13 protein-coding genes are annotated in these 18,406 nt (G+C 59.5%); 7 read left to right on the top strand and 6 right to left on the bottom strand.

The genetic code is table 11. The annotated features are described in order from the left end of the window. Positions 1–42 precede the first annotated feature (42 nt). Positions 43–1,332, bottom strand: coding sequence for an NCS2 family permease (locus ACZ5RI_RS13900; protein ID WP_464513801.1), 1,290 nt, complete (start codon positions 1,330–1,332; stop codon positions 43–45). 584 nt (positions 1,333–1,916) lie between these two features. Between ACZ5RI_RS13900 and ACZ5RI_RS13895 the strand changes: the two genes are divergently transcribed. Beyond that, positions 1,917–2,840, top strand: a complete 924-nt coding sequence (locus ACZ5RI_RS13895; protein WP_464513800.1) for a SphA family protein — start codon at positions 1,917–1,919, stop codon at positions 2,838–2,840. Between the two features lie 2 nt (positions 2,841–2,842). Here ACZ5RI_RS13895 and modD read toward each other — a convergent pair whose 3' ends face one another. Then, on the bottom strand, positions 2,843–3,691 hold the full coding sequence (gene modD / locus ACZ5RI_RS13890) for a ModD protein (protein WP_464513799.1): 849 nt from the start codon (positions 3,689–3,691) through the stop codon (positions 2,843–2,845). A 460-nt stretch (positions 3,692–4,151) separates the two neighbouring features. On the opposite strand from modD, the gene ACZ5RI_RS13885 reads away from it, so the two are divergent. Continuing rightward, positions 4,152–4,535: an endonuclease domain-containing protein gene (locus tag ACZ5RI_RS13885; protein ID WP_464513798.1), complete on the top strand. Its 384-nt coding sequence runs from the start codon at positions 4,152–4,154 to the stop codon at positions 4,533–4,535. A gap of 163 nt (positions 4,536–4,698) precedes the next feature. On the opposite strand, the gene proS is transcribed toward ACZ5RI_RS13885, so the two are convergent. Next, a complete protein-coding gene (proS, locus tag ACZ5RI_RS13880; protein WP_464513797.1) occupies positions 4,699–6,225 on the bottom strand; it encodes a proline--tRNA ligase in 1,527 nt (508 codons plus the stop codon). A 91-nt stretch (positions 6,226–6,316) separates the two neighbouring features. Between proS and ACZ5RI_RS13875 the strand changes: the two genes are divergently transcribed. The 3 genes from ACZ5RI_RS13875 (at position 6,317) to ACZ5RI_RS13865 (ending at position 8,701) form a co-directional block, all read left to right on the top strand. Further along, positions 6,317–7,597, top strand: a complete 1,281-nt coding sequence (locus tag ACZ5RI_RS13875) for a lipoprotein-releasing ABC transporter permease subunit (RefSeq protein ID WP_464513796.1) — start codon at positions 6,317–6,319, stop codon at positions 7,595–7,597. Continuing rightward, positions 7,590–8,294, top strand: a complete 705-nt coding sequence (locus ACZ5RI_RS13870; protein WP_464513795.1) for an ABC transporter ATP-binding protein — start codon at positions 7,590–7,592, stop codon at positions 8,292–8,294. Before ACZ5RI_RS13875 ends, ACZ5RI_RS13870 begins: the two co-directional genes overlap by 8 nt. 149 nt (positions 8,295–8,443) lie before the next feature. After that, a complete protein-coding gene (locus ACZ5RI_RS13865) occupies positions 8,444–8,701 on the top strand; it encodes a hypothetical protein (protein ID WP_464513794.1) in 258 nt (85 codons plus the stop codon). Here the strand turns inward: ACZ5RI_RS13865 and ACZ5RI_RS13860 are convergent. Then, positions 8,691–11,033, bottom strand: coding sequence for a glycoside hydrolase family 95 protein (locus ACZ5RI_RS13860; protein ID WP_464513793.1), 2,343 nt, complete (start codon positions 11,031–11,033; stop codon positions 8,691–8,693). The genes ACZ5RI_RS13865 and ACZ5RI_RS13860 overlap by 11 nt on opposite strands. Positions 11,034–11,370: 337 nt before the next feature. Then, positions 11,371–11,967, bottom strand: coding sequence for a DUF2239 family protein (locus ACZ5RI_RS13855; protein ID WP_464513792.1), 597 nt, complete (start codon positions 11,965–11,967; stop codon positions 11,371–11,373). A 24-nt stretch (positions 11,968–11,991) separates the two neighbouring features. On the opposite strand from ACZ5RI_RS13855, the gene ACZ5RI_RS13850 reads away from it, so the two are divergent. Then, positions 11,992–12,399 carry a GIY-YIG nuclease family protein gene (locus ACZ5RI_RS13850; RefSeq protein ID WP_464513791.1) on the top strand — a complete coding sequence of 136 codons (408 nt, stop codon included), beginning with the start codon at positions 11,992–11,994 and terminating at the stop codon, positions 12,397–12,399. A 131-nt stretch (positions 12,400–12,530) separates the two neighbouring features. After that, entirely contained in the window at positions 12,531–15,962 is a 3,432-nt protein-coding gene (dnaE, locus tag ACZ5RI_RS13845) for a DNA polymerase III subunit alpha (RefSeq protein WP_464513790.1), read from the top strand. Between the two features lie 119 nt (positions 15,963–16,081). Here dnaE and ACZ5RI_RS13840 read toward each other — a convergent pair whose 3' ends face one another. Further along, positions 16,082–18,334, bottom strand: a complete 2,253-nt coding sequence (locus ACZ5RI_RS13840; protein ID WP_464513789.1) for a carbohydrate binding family 9 domain-containing protein — start codon at positions 18,332–18,334, stop codon at positions 16,082–16,084. Between the last annotated feature and the right edge of the window lie 72 nt (positions 18,335–18,406).

Below are 18,406 nucleotides of genomic sequence, written 5' to 3'. Positions count from 1 at the left end.
CCTGTAATTGATAGATCCTGCCCCTGATCTGTTCGGGGGGCTTTACGTCAGTGCGACCTTGATGGCGAACAGCACCGCGATGGTGGCGACCGCCGGATTGACTTCGCGCCAGCGTCCGGCTGCCAGCTTGATGCCGGTATGGGCGATAAAGCCGATGCCGATCCCCGCCGCAATCGAATAGGTCAGCGGAATGGCCAGCGCGGTCAGGATGGCCGGGGCGCCTTCGGTCAGATCATCCCAGTCGATATCTTTCAGGCCGCGCCCCATCAGGGCGGCGACAAACACCAGTGCCGGTGCCGTGGCATAGATCGGCACGCTTGCGGCCAGCGGGGCCAGAAACAGGCTGGCAAGGAACAAAAGCGCCACCACCACCGCGGCCAGACCGGTGCGCGCCCCGGCCTGAATACCGGAAGCACTTTCGATATAGGCGGTGACCGGCGAGGTGCCCAGTGTGGCCCCGATGATCGAGCCCACTGCATCGGTGGTCAGAGCCTTACGGGCGTTTTTCAGCTTGCCGTCGGCCTCGAACAGCCCGCCCTGATGGGCAACCGCGGTCAGCGTGCCCGAGGTGTCGAGCATCTCGACCAGCAGAAAGACAAAGACGCTGGTGGCGATGGCCGCAGTTGGTGCACCGGTAAAATGCATCGCGCCGAAGGTCGGGGCCAGCGAGGGCGGCATGCTGGCGATGCCGTGCACCTGCTGCAGGCCCATCAGCACCGCGGCAATCGTCGCCACCACAATGCCGATCAGCACCGATCCGGCTACGCCACGGGCCGCCAGCGCAAAGATGATGATGAAGGTCACGGCCGCAATCAGCACCTTGGGATCGGTCAGATGGCCGGCCTGCACAAGGGTGTCGGGGCTGGCCACGACAATGCCGGCATCGGACAGTCCGACCAGACCGAGAAAGAACCCGATCCCGGCGGCAATCGCCAGCTTCATGCTTTTGGGCAGGGCGTTGATCAGCCATTCGCGCGCCGGGGTCACCGACACCAGTACGAACAGGACACCGGCCAGAAAAACGCAGCCCAGAGCCAACCGCCAGTCGCCGTTAAAGCTGGGCACCACAGTGAAGGCAAAAAAGGCGTTCAGCCCCATACCGGGGGCCAGCGCCACCGGCAGGCGGGCATACAGCCCCATGATCGCGGTGGTCAGCGCGGTGGCAAGGCACGTCGCCACAAAACAGGACCCTTCGTCCAGCCCCGCCCCGGCCAGGATCTTCGGGTTGACGAACATGATGTACGCCATGGTCAGGAAGGTCGTGGTGCCTGCCAGCACCTCGCGGCGCAAGGCGGCAGCGCCGGGTTCAAGCCCGAAAAAATTTGCGATCATTTGGAGTGTCCGACACGAATACTGTGGGACGGGCAGATGAGGTCAATGAACCCGAGGTGTCAACAACGAAAAAGGCCGGGCGAACCCGGCCTTTTTCTATCAAACCCTCAGAATTCTCTCCCCGAACTTGGCCGTTCTTTTTTGGAATGGCTTCCCGTCCGCTTTGTGAGGCAACTACATAAAGGAGTTTTGCAAAGATGTCACGAAATTTCGGTAATCCCTGTATGGGCTTATGGCTGGGCAGGCCAAAATCTATACCCTTGTTTTGATTAGATTGACTGCGCTGTCATGGCGCGCCCTGCGACAAAAGTGCAGCCCCCGCTTTCAACAATTTTGCAGTCACTAACCATCTTTTCGCCGCATATGTGGCCAGATTGCCATGCCGTTGACGGCGAACCTTCGCGAATCTCTGCTAGCGCGGGTGCACCCTGTTTATGTCTGCCATGTTTTGGCGGCCTGACGTGTCGCCGGATCAGGCGCAAACAGGCAGAAAAGTCATAGAAATCTGATACCTAACGCCGATGATGGCCCCTTCGCGCGGGGCAGCCTTCGCTGCCTCGCATACCAGACGAATGGAGCCCCCCATGCTAACAAAATCCGTCTTGCTGGCCAGCGTTGCCGTTCTTGGCATTCTGTCTGTGGCCCAATCTGCTCAGGCGATGGAATTGTGGGACCCGCATCTGCGGGGATCCGACGAAGGTATGGCTGCGGGGGCTGCGTTGCCGCCGGGTGTTTACGGGGTGATGCATAACTACTGGGCCGCTTATGACCAGTTTGGCCCCGGCGGGCATAAGACCGGCAATAAGCTTGATGTGCTGGTCGAGGTGCCCGTCGTGTTGTGGCAGACCGGCTATCAGATTTTTGGTGCCGATCTTTCAATGGCGGTGGCACAGCCCTTCGACTACACCAATTTCAAATCGCCCAATACAGCCAGCCTGTCGGACAATGCCCATTGGGGCACCTTCAACACCATCTTCATTCCGTTTCAGCTTTCCTGGACCCTGCCGGAAAATTTCCACGTCGCGACCAATCTGACGGTGTATGCCGATGATGCGACCTCGTCCCCGGCGGACCCGCCCGGCGGTGGCGGCATTGGTTCGGGTAACGGCTTCTGGACGCTGGAGCCGTCTCTGGGTGTCAGCTGGCTGCAGGATGGCTGGAACCTCAGCATCAGCGCGCATTACGATTATAACTTCAAGAACCACAAGACCGACTATCATTCCGGCCAGCAGATTGCGGTCGATTACACCGTCGCCAAGACCATCGGCAAATGGACGTTTGGCGTTGGGGCGCATCAGGAAAATCAGCTGACCAATGACAGTGGCAGCGGTGCGGTGGGCTGTGCGGCCAAGAAAGGCTGCAAGGTGGTCAATTCCGGCATTGGGCCACTGATCGGCTATCAGTTCGACACTATGGCGCTGCAGCTGACCTATAATCAGAACATCTATGCCCAGAATGATGTCGCCGGTACGATCCTCAATCTGCGGCTGGTAACGGCGTTAAACTGACCCTAGGGGCGGGCCGGGCCAAGGCTGACCTGAATATCGGTTGGCCGGGCCTGGAACGGGGCGGAGGTGACCAACACATCCGCCCCCGCGGCTGCATAGGCGGCGGCATTGGCGGCTGTGATGCCACCGGCCGGGGCAATCAGCGGGCGGCCATCGGCCCGCTTGGGCAGACGGGCCTTTAGTTCGGCCAGCTGTTCGGGGCTGAATTTTTCGAGCTGGATAATGTCAGCCGTGGCGGCGGCGAGCGCTTCTTCTATGCACGAGACTTCCACGGCGATCGATTGTTCCGGTGCGCGGGCGCGCAACGTTGCGATGGCCGCGGGCACATCGTCGGGTAAAAAGGCGCGGTGCTCGGCAAAAAGCATAATGCTGTCCGACAGGCCGAAGCGGTGCACCGATCCGCCGCCCGCCAGCACGGCCTTCAGCGCCAGTTTTTTGGTATAGGGCGCGCTTTTGCGGGTGACGCCGACCGTGATGGCCGGGCTCACGCTGCGGGCTGCCGCCACAATGCGGGCTGTGGCGCTGGCAATGCCGCCCGCCCATTCCATCACAATCTGGCTGACCTTCCAGCCCGCATGCAGCGCCGCTGCCGGGCCATGGGCTTTGAGCAGCTGCGTGCCGGATGGGGCTTCTGTGCCGGATGCAATGGCAAAATCCATCGTGGCACCAAGGCGGGTGAAGATGCGGGCGGCTTCGTCTATGCCGCTGACGGTTTGCGGATCACGCGCGGTAAAGCTGATGCCGCCGGGTTGATCGCCAAGGGCCAGCAGCCGCGTGGTCAGATCGCCATAGGGCAGATCATCCTCAATCAGCCGGTCAATCTCGGCATCGGTCAAATAATACGGGTCCATGGCGCATCCCCTTGCACCGGCCAGCATGTGCGCCGGGGCCTTCGCACGCAACCGGCCTTTTGGCGCGGGGGGATGTGCGAACTATAAGACTATATTTGATAAGCTGTGGCATCAAACGCGTTTCTCGTACATTTTAGATTCTAAGGAGCGGGGTGGGATAAAATTTATAGGTGGGCGAGCGGCAAAATCTTCTATCGCTTTCTTTTCTGATAATTCTGACGGTCTTTTCTTTGTTAACTAACTATGGGTGTAAAATCGTCATTCTCGCCAAGGATGACTGGTTCGTTTGGCACTGCAAGTGATGTGTTCTCCTCCCCCGCTTGCGGGGGAGGTGGCTGGCGCAGCCAGACGGTGGGGGCGTGATCGCGGCTGAGGGTGGGCTTGATGTTTGCCCCCTCTGTCTCGCTATCGCTCGACACCTCCCCCGTAAAAGACGGGGGAGGAGAAACGTAGGTTCATTATGCGAAACGACGAACAGCGCAGCACCGCACAGGCCAAATTTCTGCGCCGGAATATGACGCACGCCGAAGCGTTGCTGTGGTCCCGGTTGCGCCGTTCCCACGGTTTACATATCCGCAGGCTGCATCCGATTGGCCCTTTTATCGTCGATTTTGCTTGTGTCGCGGCGCGTCTGGTGATCGAGGTCGATGGCAGTGTTCATGAAAGCGTTGCTGTTTCTGTGCGTGACATGTCGCGGAATGATTTTCTGATCGCACAGGGCTGGCATATTCTGCGTTTGAGCAACCGCGATGTTTTTAGTGATGTTGAGGGAGCTGCGGGGCGTGTTCGGGAAGTGGTTTTTGCTCTGGCTGCCCGCGCCCCCACCGTCATGCCTTTGGCATGACACCTCCCCCGTGAATGACGGGGGAGGAGAAGGTGGGCAAAATAAAACCCCACCCGGCGGTAACCGGATGGGGTGTGTTCTGGCACTCATCCTTCGACAGGCTCATCCTTCGACGGGCTCAGGATGAGGGGAGTGGGGCTCAGGATGAGGAGGGGTGGCTTGTTTAATACGCCCGTGCCACAAAGATTTCTTCGACGCCGTCACGGCCGGTGAACAGGCACTTGCCATGGCTTGACGGCTGGTCGAGCGGTGCGTTGCGCAAGGTCAGTTTCAACGCTTTCAGCTTCTCGGCAATGGCTTCGAGTTCTGCGCCTTCGGGCCGTGCCCAGCTTGCCTTGACCCAGCCCTTGGTGGCGTTTTCGTCGCCGCTGAAATAGGCCACCAGATCGTCATAGCTGGTGATGCCGGTGACGATGGCGGCATCGCGTTTGGCTTTGGCTTCGGCGAACAGACCATTCTGAATCTCAGTCAGAAGATCGGCGGCCTTGTTGATGAATTCGTCACGCGGTGCGTTGTGCGAAATAACCTTGTCGCCATCGCGAAGGGTATCGCGGCGCATAAAGGTCACCGTGCCGTTTGCCATATCGCGCCCGCCGATTTCGACGATCACCGGGGCCCCACGGCGCACCCAGTTCCAGCGCTTTTCCGCCGACTTCTGTGACTTGGTATCGATCTGCGCGCGGATGGTCTCGCTTAAGCACACTTTGCCCTTCAGTTCCCTGGCAATCGCGTCGCAGTATTCCAAGAGCGCGCCATCTTCCGGCTTGCCCCGCAGCATCGGCACAATGACGATCTGCTGCGGTGCCAGCGCGGGCGGCAGACGCAGGCCATCATCATCGCCATGGGTCATGATCAGCCCGCCGATCAGACGGGTGGAAACGCCCCAGCTGGTGGTATGGCAGAAGGCCATTTCACCGGCATCATTCTGGAAGCGGATATTCTGGGCCTGTGCGAAGTGCTGGCCAAGGTAATGCGACGTGCCCGCCTGCAACGCCTTACCATCCTGCATCATGGCTTCGATCGAGAAGGTCGAAACCGCGCCGGGGAAGCGTTCGTTGGCGGGCTTTTCACCGGCCATCACCGGCATCGCCATCGGCCCCTCGGCGAATTCGCGATAGACTTCCAGCATCTTCATGGTTTCGGCCAGCGCTTCGTCCGCCGTGGCGTGGGCGGTGTGGCCTTCCTGCCAGAGGAATTCCGCCGTGCGCAGGAACAGCCGGGTGCGCATTTCCCAGCGCACCACGTTCGCCCACTGATTGATCAGCACCGGCAGGTCGCGATGGCTTTTGATCCAGCGCGAGAAAGCATCGCCGATGATGGTTTCCGAGGTTGGGCGCACGATCATCGGTTCTTCCAGCTTGGCATCGGGATCGGGCTGCAACTTGCCGTCGATGACTTTCAGCCGGTGGTGGGTGACGACCGCCATTTCCTTGGCAAAGCCCGCGACATGCTCGGCTTCCTTGGCGATGAAGCTCATCGGGATGAACAACGGGAAGTAGGCGTTCTCGTGCCCGGTGTCGCGAATCCGCTGGTCCAAGAGGCGCTGAATCCGCTCCCACACGCCATAGCCCCACGGCTTGATGATCATGCAGCCGCGCACCGGCGAGGTTTCGGCCATATCGGCATCACGCACAACTGCTTGATACCATTCGGGAAAATCGGTGCGGGGGACGTTGAGGGCGCGTTGCATGACTAATCCGTTCGTTGCTATGCCAGTGTGGGGCCGTTAAAAGGCTTGCGACAACAACTAGCGCAAGCGACCTTTCGCCGAAAGTGCCCAAATGTCCGATTCTGCCCCCCCCGTGGCGGCCAGCCGCCCTTTTGCCCCCTTTGAATGGATGATGGCGCTGCGCTATTTGCGCGCCAAAAAGACCGAAGGCTTTGTTTCGGTTATTTCGATCATCTCGCTGGTGGGGATTGCGCTCGGGGTGGCGGTGTTAATCATCGTCATGTCGGTGATGAACGGTTTCCGGCACGACCTGCTGGCCCGCATCTTGGGCGTGCAGGGCCATGCCGTGGTGCAGGGCGTCGGCGGCGGCATTGCCGACTATGACCGCATCACCGCCAATGTGTTAAAGGTGCCCGGCGTCACGCGGGCCACCCCGGTGATTGATGCCCAGCTGGTTGCCAGCGCCGGGGATGTCAATGCCGGTGTGCTGGTCCGCGGCATGAAGACGGCGGATCTGAAGAGCTTTTCCATGGTGTCTTCGACCCTGGCACCCGGCGCGCTGAACAATTTCGACAGTGGCGACAGTGTGGTGATCGGCGCCGGGCTGGCCGAGCGGCTGGGGCTTGAGGTCGGATCGAAAATTACCCTGATGTCGCTGCAGGGTGATGTGACGCCCTTTGGCACCACGCCGCGCATCAAATCCTATCGTGTGGCGGGCATCTTCAAGATGGGCATGAGCGAGTATGACAAAATGTATATCTTCATGCCGCTGTCCGAGGCCCAGCTGTTCTTCAATGTCGGCAACGCCGTCAGCGGCATCGAAATCATGACGACCAACGCCGATACGGTCGATGATCTGGTGCCCGCGCTGAACCGTGTGGTGGCCCCTTATGCCCGCGTGACCACCTGGCATGACCGGGATTCGACCTTTTTCGATGCGGTACAGATCGAACGCAATGTGATGTTCCTGATCCTGACGCTGATCATTTTAGTGGCGGCGCTCAACATCGTTTCCGGCCTTTATATGCTGGTCAAAGATAAATCCGCCGACATTGCGATTTTGCGCACCATGGGGGCCAGCCGCGGTTCGGTGATGCGCATCTTCCTGATTGCCGGGCTTTCCATCGGGGTGATCGGCACGCTGGTGGGGCTTTTGATCGGGGTGGCGTTCTGCGCCAATATCGAGGCGATACGGCAAGCCTTATCGACGCTGACCGGTACCACGCTGTTTAACCCCGAAGTGTATTTCTTAAGCAAAATGCCAGCCGAAATGGATTTCAGCGAGGTGGCCGCCGTGGTGGCGATGAGCCTGTCGCTGACCTTCCTTGCAACCATTTATCCGTCGTGGCGGGCGGCCAAACTCGATCCGGTGGAGGCGTTGCGTTATGAGTGAGATGGGCCAATCCGTGGCGGCATCCGAAGCCTTGCGGCTGGAAGCCGTCACCCGCAGTTTTCGCGAAGGTGCCGGTACGCTGGAAATCTTCCGCGGCTTAAATGCCACCCTGATGGCGGGCGAGATCGTTGCGCTGGTCGGCCCGTCCGGGGCGGGCAAGTCGTCGCTGCTGCATATTGCGGGGCTCTTGGAAGCGCCGACCGCTGGCGAGATTTATATCGAGGGGCAGCCGGTCAGCCGCGCCAGTGAACGGGCTCGCACGATGATCCGTCAGCGGACCATCGGTTTCGTCTATCAGGCCCATCATCTGCTGCCGGAATTCTCGGCGCTGGAAAATGTCGTCATTCCGCAGATGATCGCCGGCAAGTCCAAGGCGGCGGCTAAGGTTGAAGCGCTGCGGCTGCTGGGGCTGATGGGGCTGGCAGATCGCGCCAGCCATCGCCCGGCGCAATTGTCCGGTGGCGAACAGCAGCGCGTTGCCATTGCCCGGGCGCTGGCCAATCGGCCACGGATTCTGCTGGCGGACGAGCCGACCGGCAACCTTGATCCCAAAACGGCGGAAGGCGTGTTCGATACCCTGTTCAAGGCCGTGCGTACCGAAGGCGTCGCTGCCCTGATCGCCACCCACAACAGCGACCTTGCCGCCCGTATGGACCGCGCTTTGATGCTCAAAGACGGCGTGCTGGTGGCGCAGTAGGGGGCGTTTTACTTTCTTCAGGCGGGCTCGGGATGAGGGCTCATGCTTCGACAAGCTCAGCATGAGGGCGTGTTTTGTGCGGTAGAAAATTCCTCATCCTGAGCTAAGTCGAAGGATGAATTTTTTCTCCTCCCCTGCAAGCGCCAGCGATGCGGGGGAGGTGTCATGCCAAAGGCATGACGGAGGGGGTGCAACCGGGACCACAGCAGCGCTTCGGCATGGGGCATATTCCGACGCAGAAATTTGGCCTGCGCAGTGGTTCGCAGTTCGGCATTTCGCATCTGTCCCACACGCGTCTTCACCCCCACCGTCTGGCTACGCCAGCCACCTCCCCCGTTACGACGGGGGAGGAGACGTTATGGCTGTCACTGACGGTGGATGTCGTGCCCCCCGTCATCACACCTTAACGCGCTGTGATTTACCGGCTTTTAGTGCGACCTGCGTTTTTTTGCCGTTATGGTGCAGGGTGAGGGTTTTGTCGGCCTTCGCCGTCAGTGTCAGCTTGGTCGGTTTGCCCTTGGCCCACACCAGATCGGCGCCGATGCCGCCACGGGCGCGCAGGCCGCTGACCGATCCCGTCGGCCACGCGGCGGGCAGGGCAGGCAGCACGAACAGCGTATCGCCCCGGCTTTGCAGCAGCATTTCGGTGATGCCATTGGCGCCGCCAAAATTGCCGTCAATCTGAAACGGCGGATGGGCATCGAACATATTGGGATAGGTGCGTTGCGGCCCGAGCAGGAAGCGCAGGATTTTATGGGCGTGATCGCCTTCGCCCAGACGCGCCCATAGATTGATGCGCCACGCGGTGCCCCAGCCGGTGGCCTCGTCCCCGCGAATTTCCAGTGATTTGCGCGCCGCCGCCGCCAGTTCGGGCGTGGCCTGCGGCGAAATCTGATGGCTGGGGAACAGGGCATAAAGATGCGAGACATGGCGGTGATGAAGGTCATCGGCCTCCATATCCCAATCCTCCAGCCATTCCTGTAACTGCCCCGCTTTGCCGATATGATCGGGGGCAAGGCGGGCACGCAGGGCGGTGACCTCGGCGGCGAAGGCATCATCTGTATGCAGAATATGCGTCGCTTTTACCGTGGCGTCGAACAGATCGCGCAGGATTTGCGTGTCGATGGCCGGGCCGGCACAGATCATGGTGCCGAACGGGTGGGTGTGTTCGGGCGACATCGACGGGCAGGTCACCATCCAGCCATGCTTGGGTTCGGCCACCAGAGTGTCGAGGAAGAACTGGCAGGAACCTTTCAGCAGCGGGTACACCCCGGCCAGAAACTCTGTATCAAGACTATAGTCGTAATGGTCCCACAGATGCAGACACAACCATGCCCCGCCCATCGGCCAGGTGCCGTATTTGGCCGCATCAATCGGCGCTGTGGCGCGCCAGATGTCGGTGTTGTGGTGGCAGACCCAGCCGCGTGCGCCATACTGTTCGCGCGCGGTGACTGCGCCGGTTTCGGCAATATCTTTGACCAGCGCCACCAGTGGCTCGACGCATTCAGGTAAGTTGCCCGGTTCGGCAATCCAGTAATTCATCTCGGTATTGATATTGATGGTGTATTTGCCGCCCCAGGGCGCGCTCAGCTTGTCGTTCCATAACCCCTGTAACCCCGCAGGCTGGGTGCCGGGGCGTGAACTGCAGATCATGAGATAGCGCGCATACTGATAATATAGCACCGCATAGGCCGGATCATCCCTCACCGGTTCGGCGCCAATGCGTTCATTGGTCGGCAGAATATCCGCGCCACTACCCAGATGCAGCTGCACCCGGCGGAACAGGCGCTGATGTTCGGCGCTATGGGCCTTTCTGATCGCGTCAAACGGTTTGATGGCCGCCTTTTCGATGACGGCTTTGGCGATGGCATCGGGATCGGCGCTGACATCGTGGTAGTTTTTGAAATTCGTCGCCGCCGCGATCAGGATCACCACAGAGCTGGCACCGCTTACGGTCAGCGTATCTCCGGATGTCTCGATCTTGCCGCCCTCGTTCAGCACGCGCACGCGGGTGACAAAGCGTAAGCGGGCGGGGATGCCCTGCTGGCTTTGGTTCACACCACAAAGCAGCATGTCGGTGCCGTCGAATGAAACCGAAGCCTTTTGCGGTGTGGTGAAACCCAGTTTGAACGCAATCGCATGGGGTGTATCGGCGCGGATTTCCAGCGCAATCACATCATCAACCGGACTGGCAAGGCAGGTGCGGGTGAAGCGTACGCCGCCACGGCTGTAAACCGTGCGGGCCAGCGCGCTGTCGAGATCCAGACTGCGGCGATAACCGGTGACGGGGCCATCTTCCTCGGTCAGGATCAGGCTGCCGATAGTCTGATACGACATCTGGCGCGGCGGCACGCCCATCATTTCCGCATCAATCAGCGTTTCGGCGTCTTTGTATTTGCCGTCAAAAATCAGGCGGCGCACATCGGCCAGATGGGCGGCGGCACCTTTATGCGCGGGCTGATAGGGGCCACCCGCCCACAGGGTTTCCTCGTTCAGTTGCAGTTCTTCGCGCGCCGTGCCGCCATAGACCATGGCGCTGAGCCGCCCGTTGCCGATCGGCAGGGCCTCGGTCCACACTTTGGCCGGTTGCTGATACCACAGCGTCAGCGTGCTTTCGGCGTCTTTGGTGGCCGCGCCGGTCTGTACGGCCCCCGCCGCCGCACTGACCCCCAAGGTTGCCGCGCTGAACGCCAGCGCATCGCGCCGTGTAAACCCTGCGCGGGTTTTGTGCTGTGTCATGTTCTCTGCCCCATCCCAGTTTTTTCTATCTTATTGTTCGGAATAGAATTTTACCCGTGTTGAGGGAAATCCCTTCTGCGTGATCGCCATCATATCTGGATGAATGTGGTCGCAGCGCGCCGCTTTTCCGCGCTGCAGTGCCGCGCGTTCCGTTTTTGTTCTTGACGGAACAAACAATGAACGCTAGCGTCCTACTATCGAAAACGGGAGGCTAATATGATCTGGTTACGCGATATGGCGGCGGGCGTTGGGCTGATGGTTTTTATGGCGTCCTCTTACATTCTGGTTAATGCCGCGTCCGGCATGGTGATCGGCTGATACGGATGGGTGTCGGCTGTTAAACGTTAAACGCCAGCTTCTGGGCGTAGCGGCCAATATCCGGTGGCCACGATGCCATTGTCGATGCGAACTGGTCGCGATCCCCAGCAAATAAAGCCCGCAAGGCTTCTTCATAATCGGGCAGGTTTCCGGCAATGGCTGTCAGGAAGCGGTACGCGGCTTCCTGGGCGTGGCGATGTTGGGTGAGACTTTCGCTCTGCTTGCGGGCCTGTTCGACCAGTTTGCGTAAGGCGACCGAGGCTCCGCCAGGCTGTTCGCTCAGCCATTGCCAGTGGCGTGGCAGTAAAGTGACTTCGCGTGGTACGACACCTAGACGCGGCCGCCCCCGGGTGCCGGTTACGGTTTGCTGTGTGGCTTCTGTCTGGCCGGTGGCGGGTGGCGCTTCGGCTGTGGGTTGGTGATGACGGGCGACAATCTCTGCCGGGCTGCCGCGCAGATCCAGTTCGATGATCTCGCCATTGCTGTCAGTGAAAACCTGAACGGCGTCGGCGAGGGTGGCAGATGCGGCCTGTGCGATGGCGGTGACGATTTCAGCCAATGCTCCGGTGGCAATCTGGCGACCATTACAAAAGGCTGTGTAGGTTAATACGGGCATTTCGCGCTAATCCTGACTTGCATTTTGTATTTTTATCCGGGTAATAATGGCTTTGTCAATTTTATCCGGATAAAAAGGAGCGTGGTTATGGATAGTGTTGCCCGGAAGGCGGCTGCCGCAGCCTGTAAGAAGAGAGATGTTGTTGTAGGGATTTACGCGCTGCGCTGTGCCGCATCCGGTCAGATCTGGGTCGGGCAGTCACGAAACATGGCCGCACAACAGAACCAGATGGCATTTTCTCTGCGGAATGGCGGTTTTCTGAGCCGCACCCTGCAGGCGGTCTGGGCAGCGCAGGGGGCAGATGGTTTATCCTATGACGTTCTGGAATGTTTGCAGGAGCCAGAAGAAGGTTTGCCCGCCTTTGCCAGGCAGAAATGGCTGGTGGAGCGGGAGCGTTTCTGGCGGGAAAAGCTCGGTGCCGAGCCATTATGATCTCTGTAGGACTGTGCTGCTGCGATTGCTGGTGACGAAACTTTTTGTGGATGCGGCGGTCTTGGGCGTGCCGGGCTCTCGCCAAAGCCTCTCGGCAGCGTTACCTGTACGTCATTAGGTAAAGGCGTGCCATGGCAGAGCAAAAGACCCCACAATTTGTCCATCTTCGGGTGAAGAGCGAGTTTTCATTGCTCGAGGGGGCGGTGCGTCAGAAAACTCTGGCCAAGCTGGCCCGCGGCTATGACATGCCCGCAGCGGCTTTTTGCGACACCAACAATCTGTTTGGCGCGTTCGAGATTGCGGACACCCTGTGCAAGAACGGGGTTCAGCCGATCGTCGGTTGTCTGGTGGCGTTTGATCCGTCGAACGAGCAGATCAAAGGCTCGCGGCCCAAACCGCCCTATCTGCCGATTTTCGTGCAGAACCAGGCGGGCTATCTCAACCTGCTCAAACTGATCAGCGCCGCCTATCTGGATGTGGAGGAGGGCGACTGGCCCCACATCACGCTGGCCCAGCTTCAGGACAACACCGAAGGGCTGATTGCGCTGACCGGCGGTGCGGTGGATGGCCCGGTGGGCAAACTGCTCAACGCCAATCAGCCCGATGCCGCCCGTGTGCTGCTGGAAAAGCTGGCCGCGCTGTTTCCGGGGCGGCTTTATGTCGAATTGCAGCGCCACGGCATGCCGGAAGAGCGCGCCATCGAAAGCACGCTGATCGATCTGGCCTATAGTCACGATCTGCCGCTGGTCGCCACCAACGATGTCTATTTTCCGACGGCGGATTATTACGAAGCCCAGGATGCCTTGCTGTGCATTTCGGAAGGCAATTTCGTTACCCAGGAAGAACGTCGCCGCCTGACGCCCGAACATTGGTTCAAATCGTCGGACGAGATGGCCAGATTGTTCGCCGATCTGCCCGAAGCCATTTCCAACACCGTTGAAATCGCCCGCCGCTGCGCCTATCGCCCCAAGAAACGCGATCCGCTGCTGCCGAAATTCGAGCCGGTATCGGGCCTGCCCGCGGCGGACGAGCTTCGGGCGCAGGCCTTTGACGGGTTAAAGCGCAAGCTCGAAAAACACGGCAAATATGCCGAAGATCAGGTCTATATCGACCGGCTCGAATTCGAGCTTGATGTCATCATCAAGATGGATTTCCCGGGTTACTTCCTGATCGTGTCCGACTTCATGAAGTGGACGCGCGCACAGGGCATTCCGGTGGGCGTGCGTGGTTCCGGCGGTACCTCGCTGGTGGCCTGGACACTCGACATCACCAACATTGACCCGATCCGTTTTGGTCTGCTGTTCGAACGTTTCCTCAACCCGGAACGCGTTTCGATGCCGGACTTTGACATCGACTTCTGTCAGGAGCGTCGCGAAGAAGTCGTGTATTATGTGCGCGACAAATACGGTGCCGATAAAGTCGGCCATATCATGGCGCTGGGGTCGCTGCAGGCCCGCGTTGCGGTGCGTGACGTGGGCCGCGTGCTGCAAATGCCGCTTGGGCTGGTCGATAAGATCTCCAAACTGATCCCGGCCCCGCCGGGTAAATCGATCGCGCTGAAAGATGCGCTGGCGATGGAACCCCGGCTGCAGCAGATTGCCGAGACCGAGCCGCAGGTGCCCAAGCTGTTCTCGATTGTCGAGAAGGTCGAAGGGCTTTACCGCCACACCTCGACCCATCCGGCCGGTGTGGTGATTGGCGACCGGCCGCTGACCCAGCTGGTGCCGCTCTATCGCGATCCGAAATCCGACGTGCCGGTATCGCAGTTCGACTATGCGGATTCGGAAAAATCCGGTCTGGTCAAGTTCGACTTTCTCGGCCTTAAAACCCTGACAGTGATTGCCACGGCCCAGAAGCTGCTGGCCAAACGTGGCATTGAACTGGACGCCCAAAGTCTCGACTTCACCGACCAGAAAAGCTTCGACATGCTGGCCAAGGGCGACAGCGTCGGCGTGTTCCAGCTTGAATCCACCGGCATGCGCGATCTGATGCGCAAGCTGAAGCCTGACCATATCAATGATCTGGTCGCCCTGGTGGCGCTGTATCGACCGGGGCCGATGGATTCGATCCCGAAATACATCGCCTGTAAAAATGGTAAGGAAGCGCCGGAATATCTCCATCCCGCGATGGAGCCGATCTTAAAAGAAACCTATGGCGTGATGACGTATCAGGAAGACGTCATGCGTATCGCCCGCGAGCTGGCTGGTTACACCCTTGGTGAAGCCGACTTGCTGCGCCGCGCTATGGGTAAGAAAATCGCCTCCGAAATGGATAAGCAGCGCGCCCGTTTTATCGAGGGTGCCAAGAAGCGCGATATTCTGCCTGAAGTGGCCGATCAGATTTTCGATCAGGCCGCCAAATTCGCCGGTTACGGTTTCAACAAGGGGCACGCCGTCGCTTACGCCCAGGTCGCCTATCAGACCGCCTATCTGAAAGCCAATTATCCGGTCGAATTTCTGGCCGCGTCGATGTCGCTCGATATCGGGGTGACCGACCGGCTTAACGTCTTCCGGCAGGAGGCTCAGCGCCTCGGCGTCAAGGTTTTGCCGCCCAATATCAACCGTTCTGATGCCACCTTTGCCTGCGATGCTGCCGCGGGCGAGGTCTATTACGCGCTGGCTGCCGTCAAGGGCGTGGGCAAACAGGCGATGGATCATGTCGTGGCGTTGCGGGCCGAAGGCGGGCCGTTCAAGTCGGTGGCCGATTTTGCCACCCGCGTTGATCCGCGCATGGTCAACAAGCGGGCGTATGAAAATCTGGTCCGCGCCGGGGCGTTCGACTGCCTCAATCCCAACCGCAAACAGATGCTGGAATCGGCCGAGCTGATTTTAAGCCGTGCCGCGCGTAAAGCCGAAGAACGCTCCAGCGGTCAGGCCAGCCTGTTTGGTGGCGCGGGTGGCGGGCAGGATGCCGAGTTGCGGCTGCCGCCGGTCAAGGACTGGACCGCGCATGAACGCTTAAGTGAAGAATTTTCCGCCATCGGTTTTTATCTGTCGGGCCATCCGCTTGATGCCTATGGCGTGGCGCTGAAACGACTGGGTATCGTGCCGATTGCCCAGTTGCAGGAAGACCGCCGCCGCTCGGCCTTTCGCGCCGTGCTCGCCGGTACCGTGATCCATAAACGCGAACGGCGCGGGCGCAACGATCAGCCCTACGCCTTTGTGTCGCTGTCCGATCCGTCCGGCATGTTCGAGGTCATGTTGTTTTCCGAAGTGCTGATTGCCGCGCGCCCGTTGCTGGAAGAAGGCAGCGCGGTGCAGGTGGTGGTGTCAGCCGATTGGGAGGGCGAGGATCTCAAGCTGCGCGCATTGGCGATCAGTGATCTGGATGCCGCGGCCTCCGGTGCGGGCGAGGGATTATGCATCCGCTTAAGTGATACCACGTCGCTGTCGGCGCTGGCGGGCGAGCTGCGTAAGCCGGGCAAGGGAATCGTTTCGCTGATTGTGCCGGGCGGAACGGGCGAGGAAGTCGAAATCGCGCTGCCCAAACGCTATCAGGTCACGATGGATATGAAGGAAACCCTCCGCGGGCTGCCAGGCGTGGTGGAGGTCGAGTCGGTTTAAGCCCGAAGGCTGCCGGGGGCCATCACGCAAATAAAATACGCCGTGGTGGAGGTCGAGTCGGTTTAAGAAAAAAAGGCCGGTGTGAAACCGGCCTTTGTCTGTCTGCTGATGGTTCAGCCTTAAAACCGAAACGTTTTGCCGACCCGGACCGAGAAGGTTGAGGTCTTGGCATGATAGCCCTCGTCCAGCAGGGCGTCTTCGCCATATACCAGCAGAAGTTCGGTGCCGGGCTGCCATTCCCAGCGATAGCGCAGCGAGGCGGCAAAGTCCTGACTGATATTGTCGTATTGTAACTGCGCCCGCAGCGTCATATCGGGGGTGAAGTTCCATGCCCCGTCGATCATGCCGATATGCACGGTCACATCGCCATTGGGCACTTCGATCATCTTCATGACATGTTCGATGTCAAACTCGACATCATTGCTGGGCGATGTCTTGAGGGTGGTATCGATATAAAGCCGGTGCCCGTCATAATAATTGGCGTCATATTCGGCGACCATGTCCAGATAGATCGGACGGGCTTTTGATGTCGTCAGCTCGGCGAAGTACGAAGTCTGATAATATTCGCCCGCCGCAATGGTAATGCTGTGGGGCAGATTATAGTCGCTGTGCGGACGATCATCATAGTGATAATATTTAAGTTGCAGCGTGTCGGCATCGGCCGTGATCAGCTGCACCAGCATACCGTAATCATAGGTTTCCAGCTTGTTATCAAGCCCGGTGGTTCCTTCCAGAAACGGCACCACCGTAACCGAACGCAATACGCTGTCGTTGTAACGTTGTTCATAGCTCAGCTGGCTGTGATAATCGCGGATGCTGTTCCACGAGACATAGCCCAGCGCCGGGTTATATTTCTGCCCGACCTGCTTGAAGCGGAAATAGGCCCCCCATGGTTCGTTGGGTAGGGAGATGACACCGCCAAGGCTGTCGCCATCGCCTTTGATACTGTCGAAACTGCGTTCGTAATAGCCATCCATCTGCAGGATCTTGTCGCCGAACAGATGCGAGTTGAGATACTGAAAATCGGTTCCCGCCACATGGTTGGTGGCCGCCCCCGACGGATCGCCATCGGTAAACACCATGCCGACTTTGGATTCGGCCAGCACCGGCGCGGTCAGACGCAAAACCGACAGCTGCTGTTCGCCGGTTTCTGCCGTGCCTGCGGTGCGCACGCTGAGCGCCCCGATGCCATAGCCATCCTCGTTGCCGGAAATCTTGGCCCCACCCAGAATGTTGACGCCATGGCCATTCAGAATGCCAATGTTGCGCGATAAAAACGGCATGGCATTATAATCGTCGGACAGCGGCACGCCGCCAAATTCAAAGCTCGGGGCGTCCTGCAGGAAGAAATCGCGCCGTTCCGGATAAAACAGCGAGAAGCGCGAGGTGTTGACCTTGCGGTCATCCAGCGGGGCATCGGAAAAATCGGTGTTGGCGGTCAGTGTGCCGGTTAGCGATGGGGTGATCTTGTAAAAGATGTTGCCGCTGGGGCGCAGGCTGAAACCATCCTTACCACTGTCACTGTTTTGATAGCGGCCCAGCGCGAAGGCCTGCACATCCAGACCAATACCGGTGTCGATATCGCCGATGCCGGACAGCGTGCCTTCCTGACTGATGTTGTAATCCCCCAGCGTTTTGTTGACGTTGGACCAGCGCACATATTCCGATTTGCGCCGGATGGTGCGCCAGATATCCAGCCCCCAGTCTCCCTTGTCGCGAAAGGAAATGCTGCGGAACGGAATGGCGATTTCCGCCTGCCAGCCATCGGCGGTGATGCGGGTTTTCGCGGTCCAGATCGTGTTCCAGCTGTCGAGGAATTCGTAATTGTTCTTCAGCAGGGCGTCATAGCGCGCCCCGGAGGGGGAGATGCCGAAAACAAAGGCGTCACGTCCCTTGTGGTTGGGGTCGAGATAAATCCGGACGCTGTCATCCTTGGTGATGTCGCCATCGCGCTGTTTGATGCGGGAAACAATCTTGCCCGGTTCGCTGTCATAGGCCTTGATGGCAATATAAAGTGTCCCGGCGTCATAGAGCATACGCACTTCGGTGCGTTCGCTGGCCGGTGCGCCCTCCTTTGGGTCAACCTGATAGAAACGGTCGATCACCGGCGCCTGCCGCCAGACCGCATCGGACAGATCGCCGTCGATGGTCGGGGCCTCGGCCGCAGTGATGCGGTGGGCCTGGGCCTGCGGATGGTACTGGTTGAAGCCCGTGGGGGCGGTTTCTGCAGGGTTGGCCCAGGCTGTGTTGGCCCAGGTGGGGGTGAACCCGGCAAGGCTGGTGCCGATCAACAACGCCAGCGGCCAGCTTTTTCCGGCAGATCGGGATATGGTAAACGAAACTTCACGGTTAGAACGCAGGTACTGTGACAAAAGTCGGCTCCCCCCAAGTTGATGCCATGCCGCCCACTATCCTCGATCCACGCTAGGGGGGCTGCATTCACA

It is taken from the genome of Micropepsis pineolensis, assembly GCF_055392125.1.
This window is presented reverse-complemented; position numbering and strand designations above follow the sequence as displayed.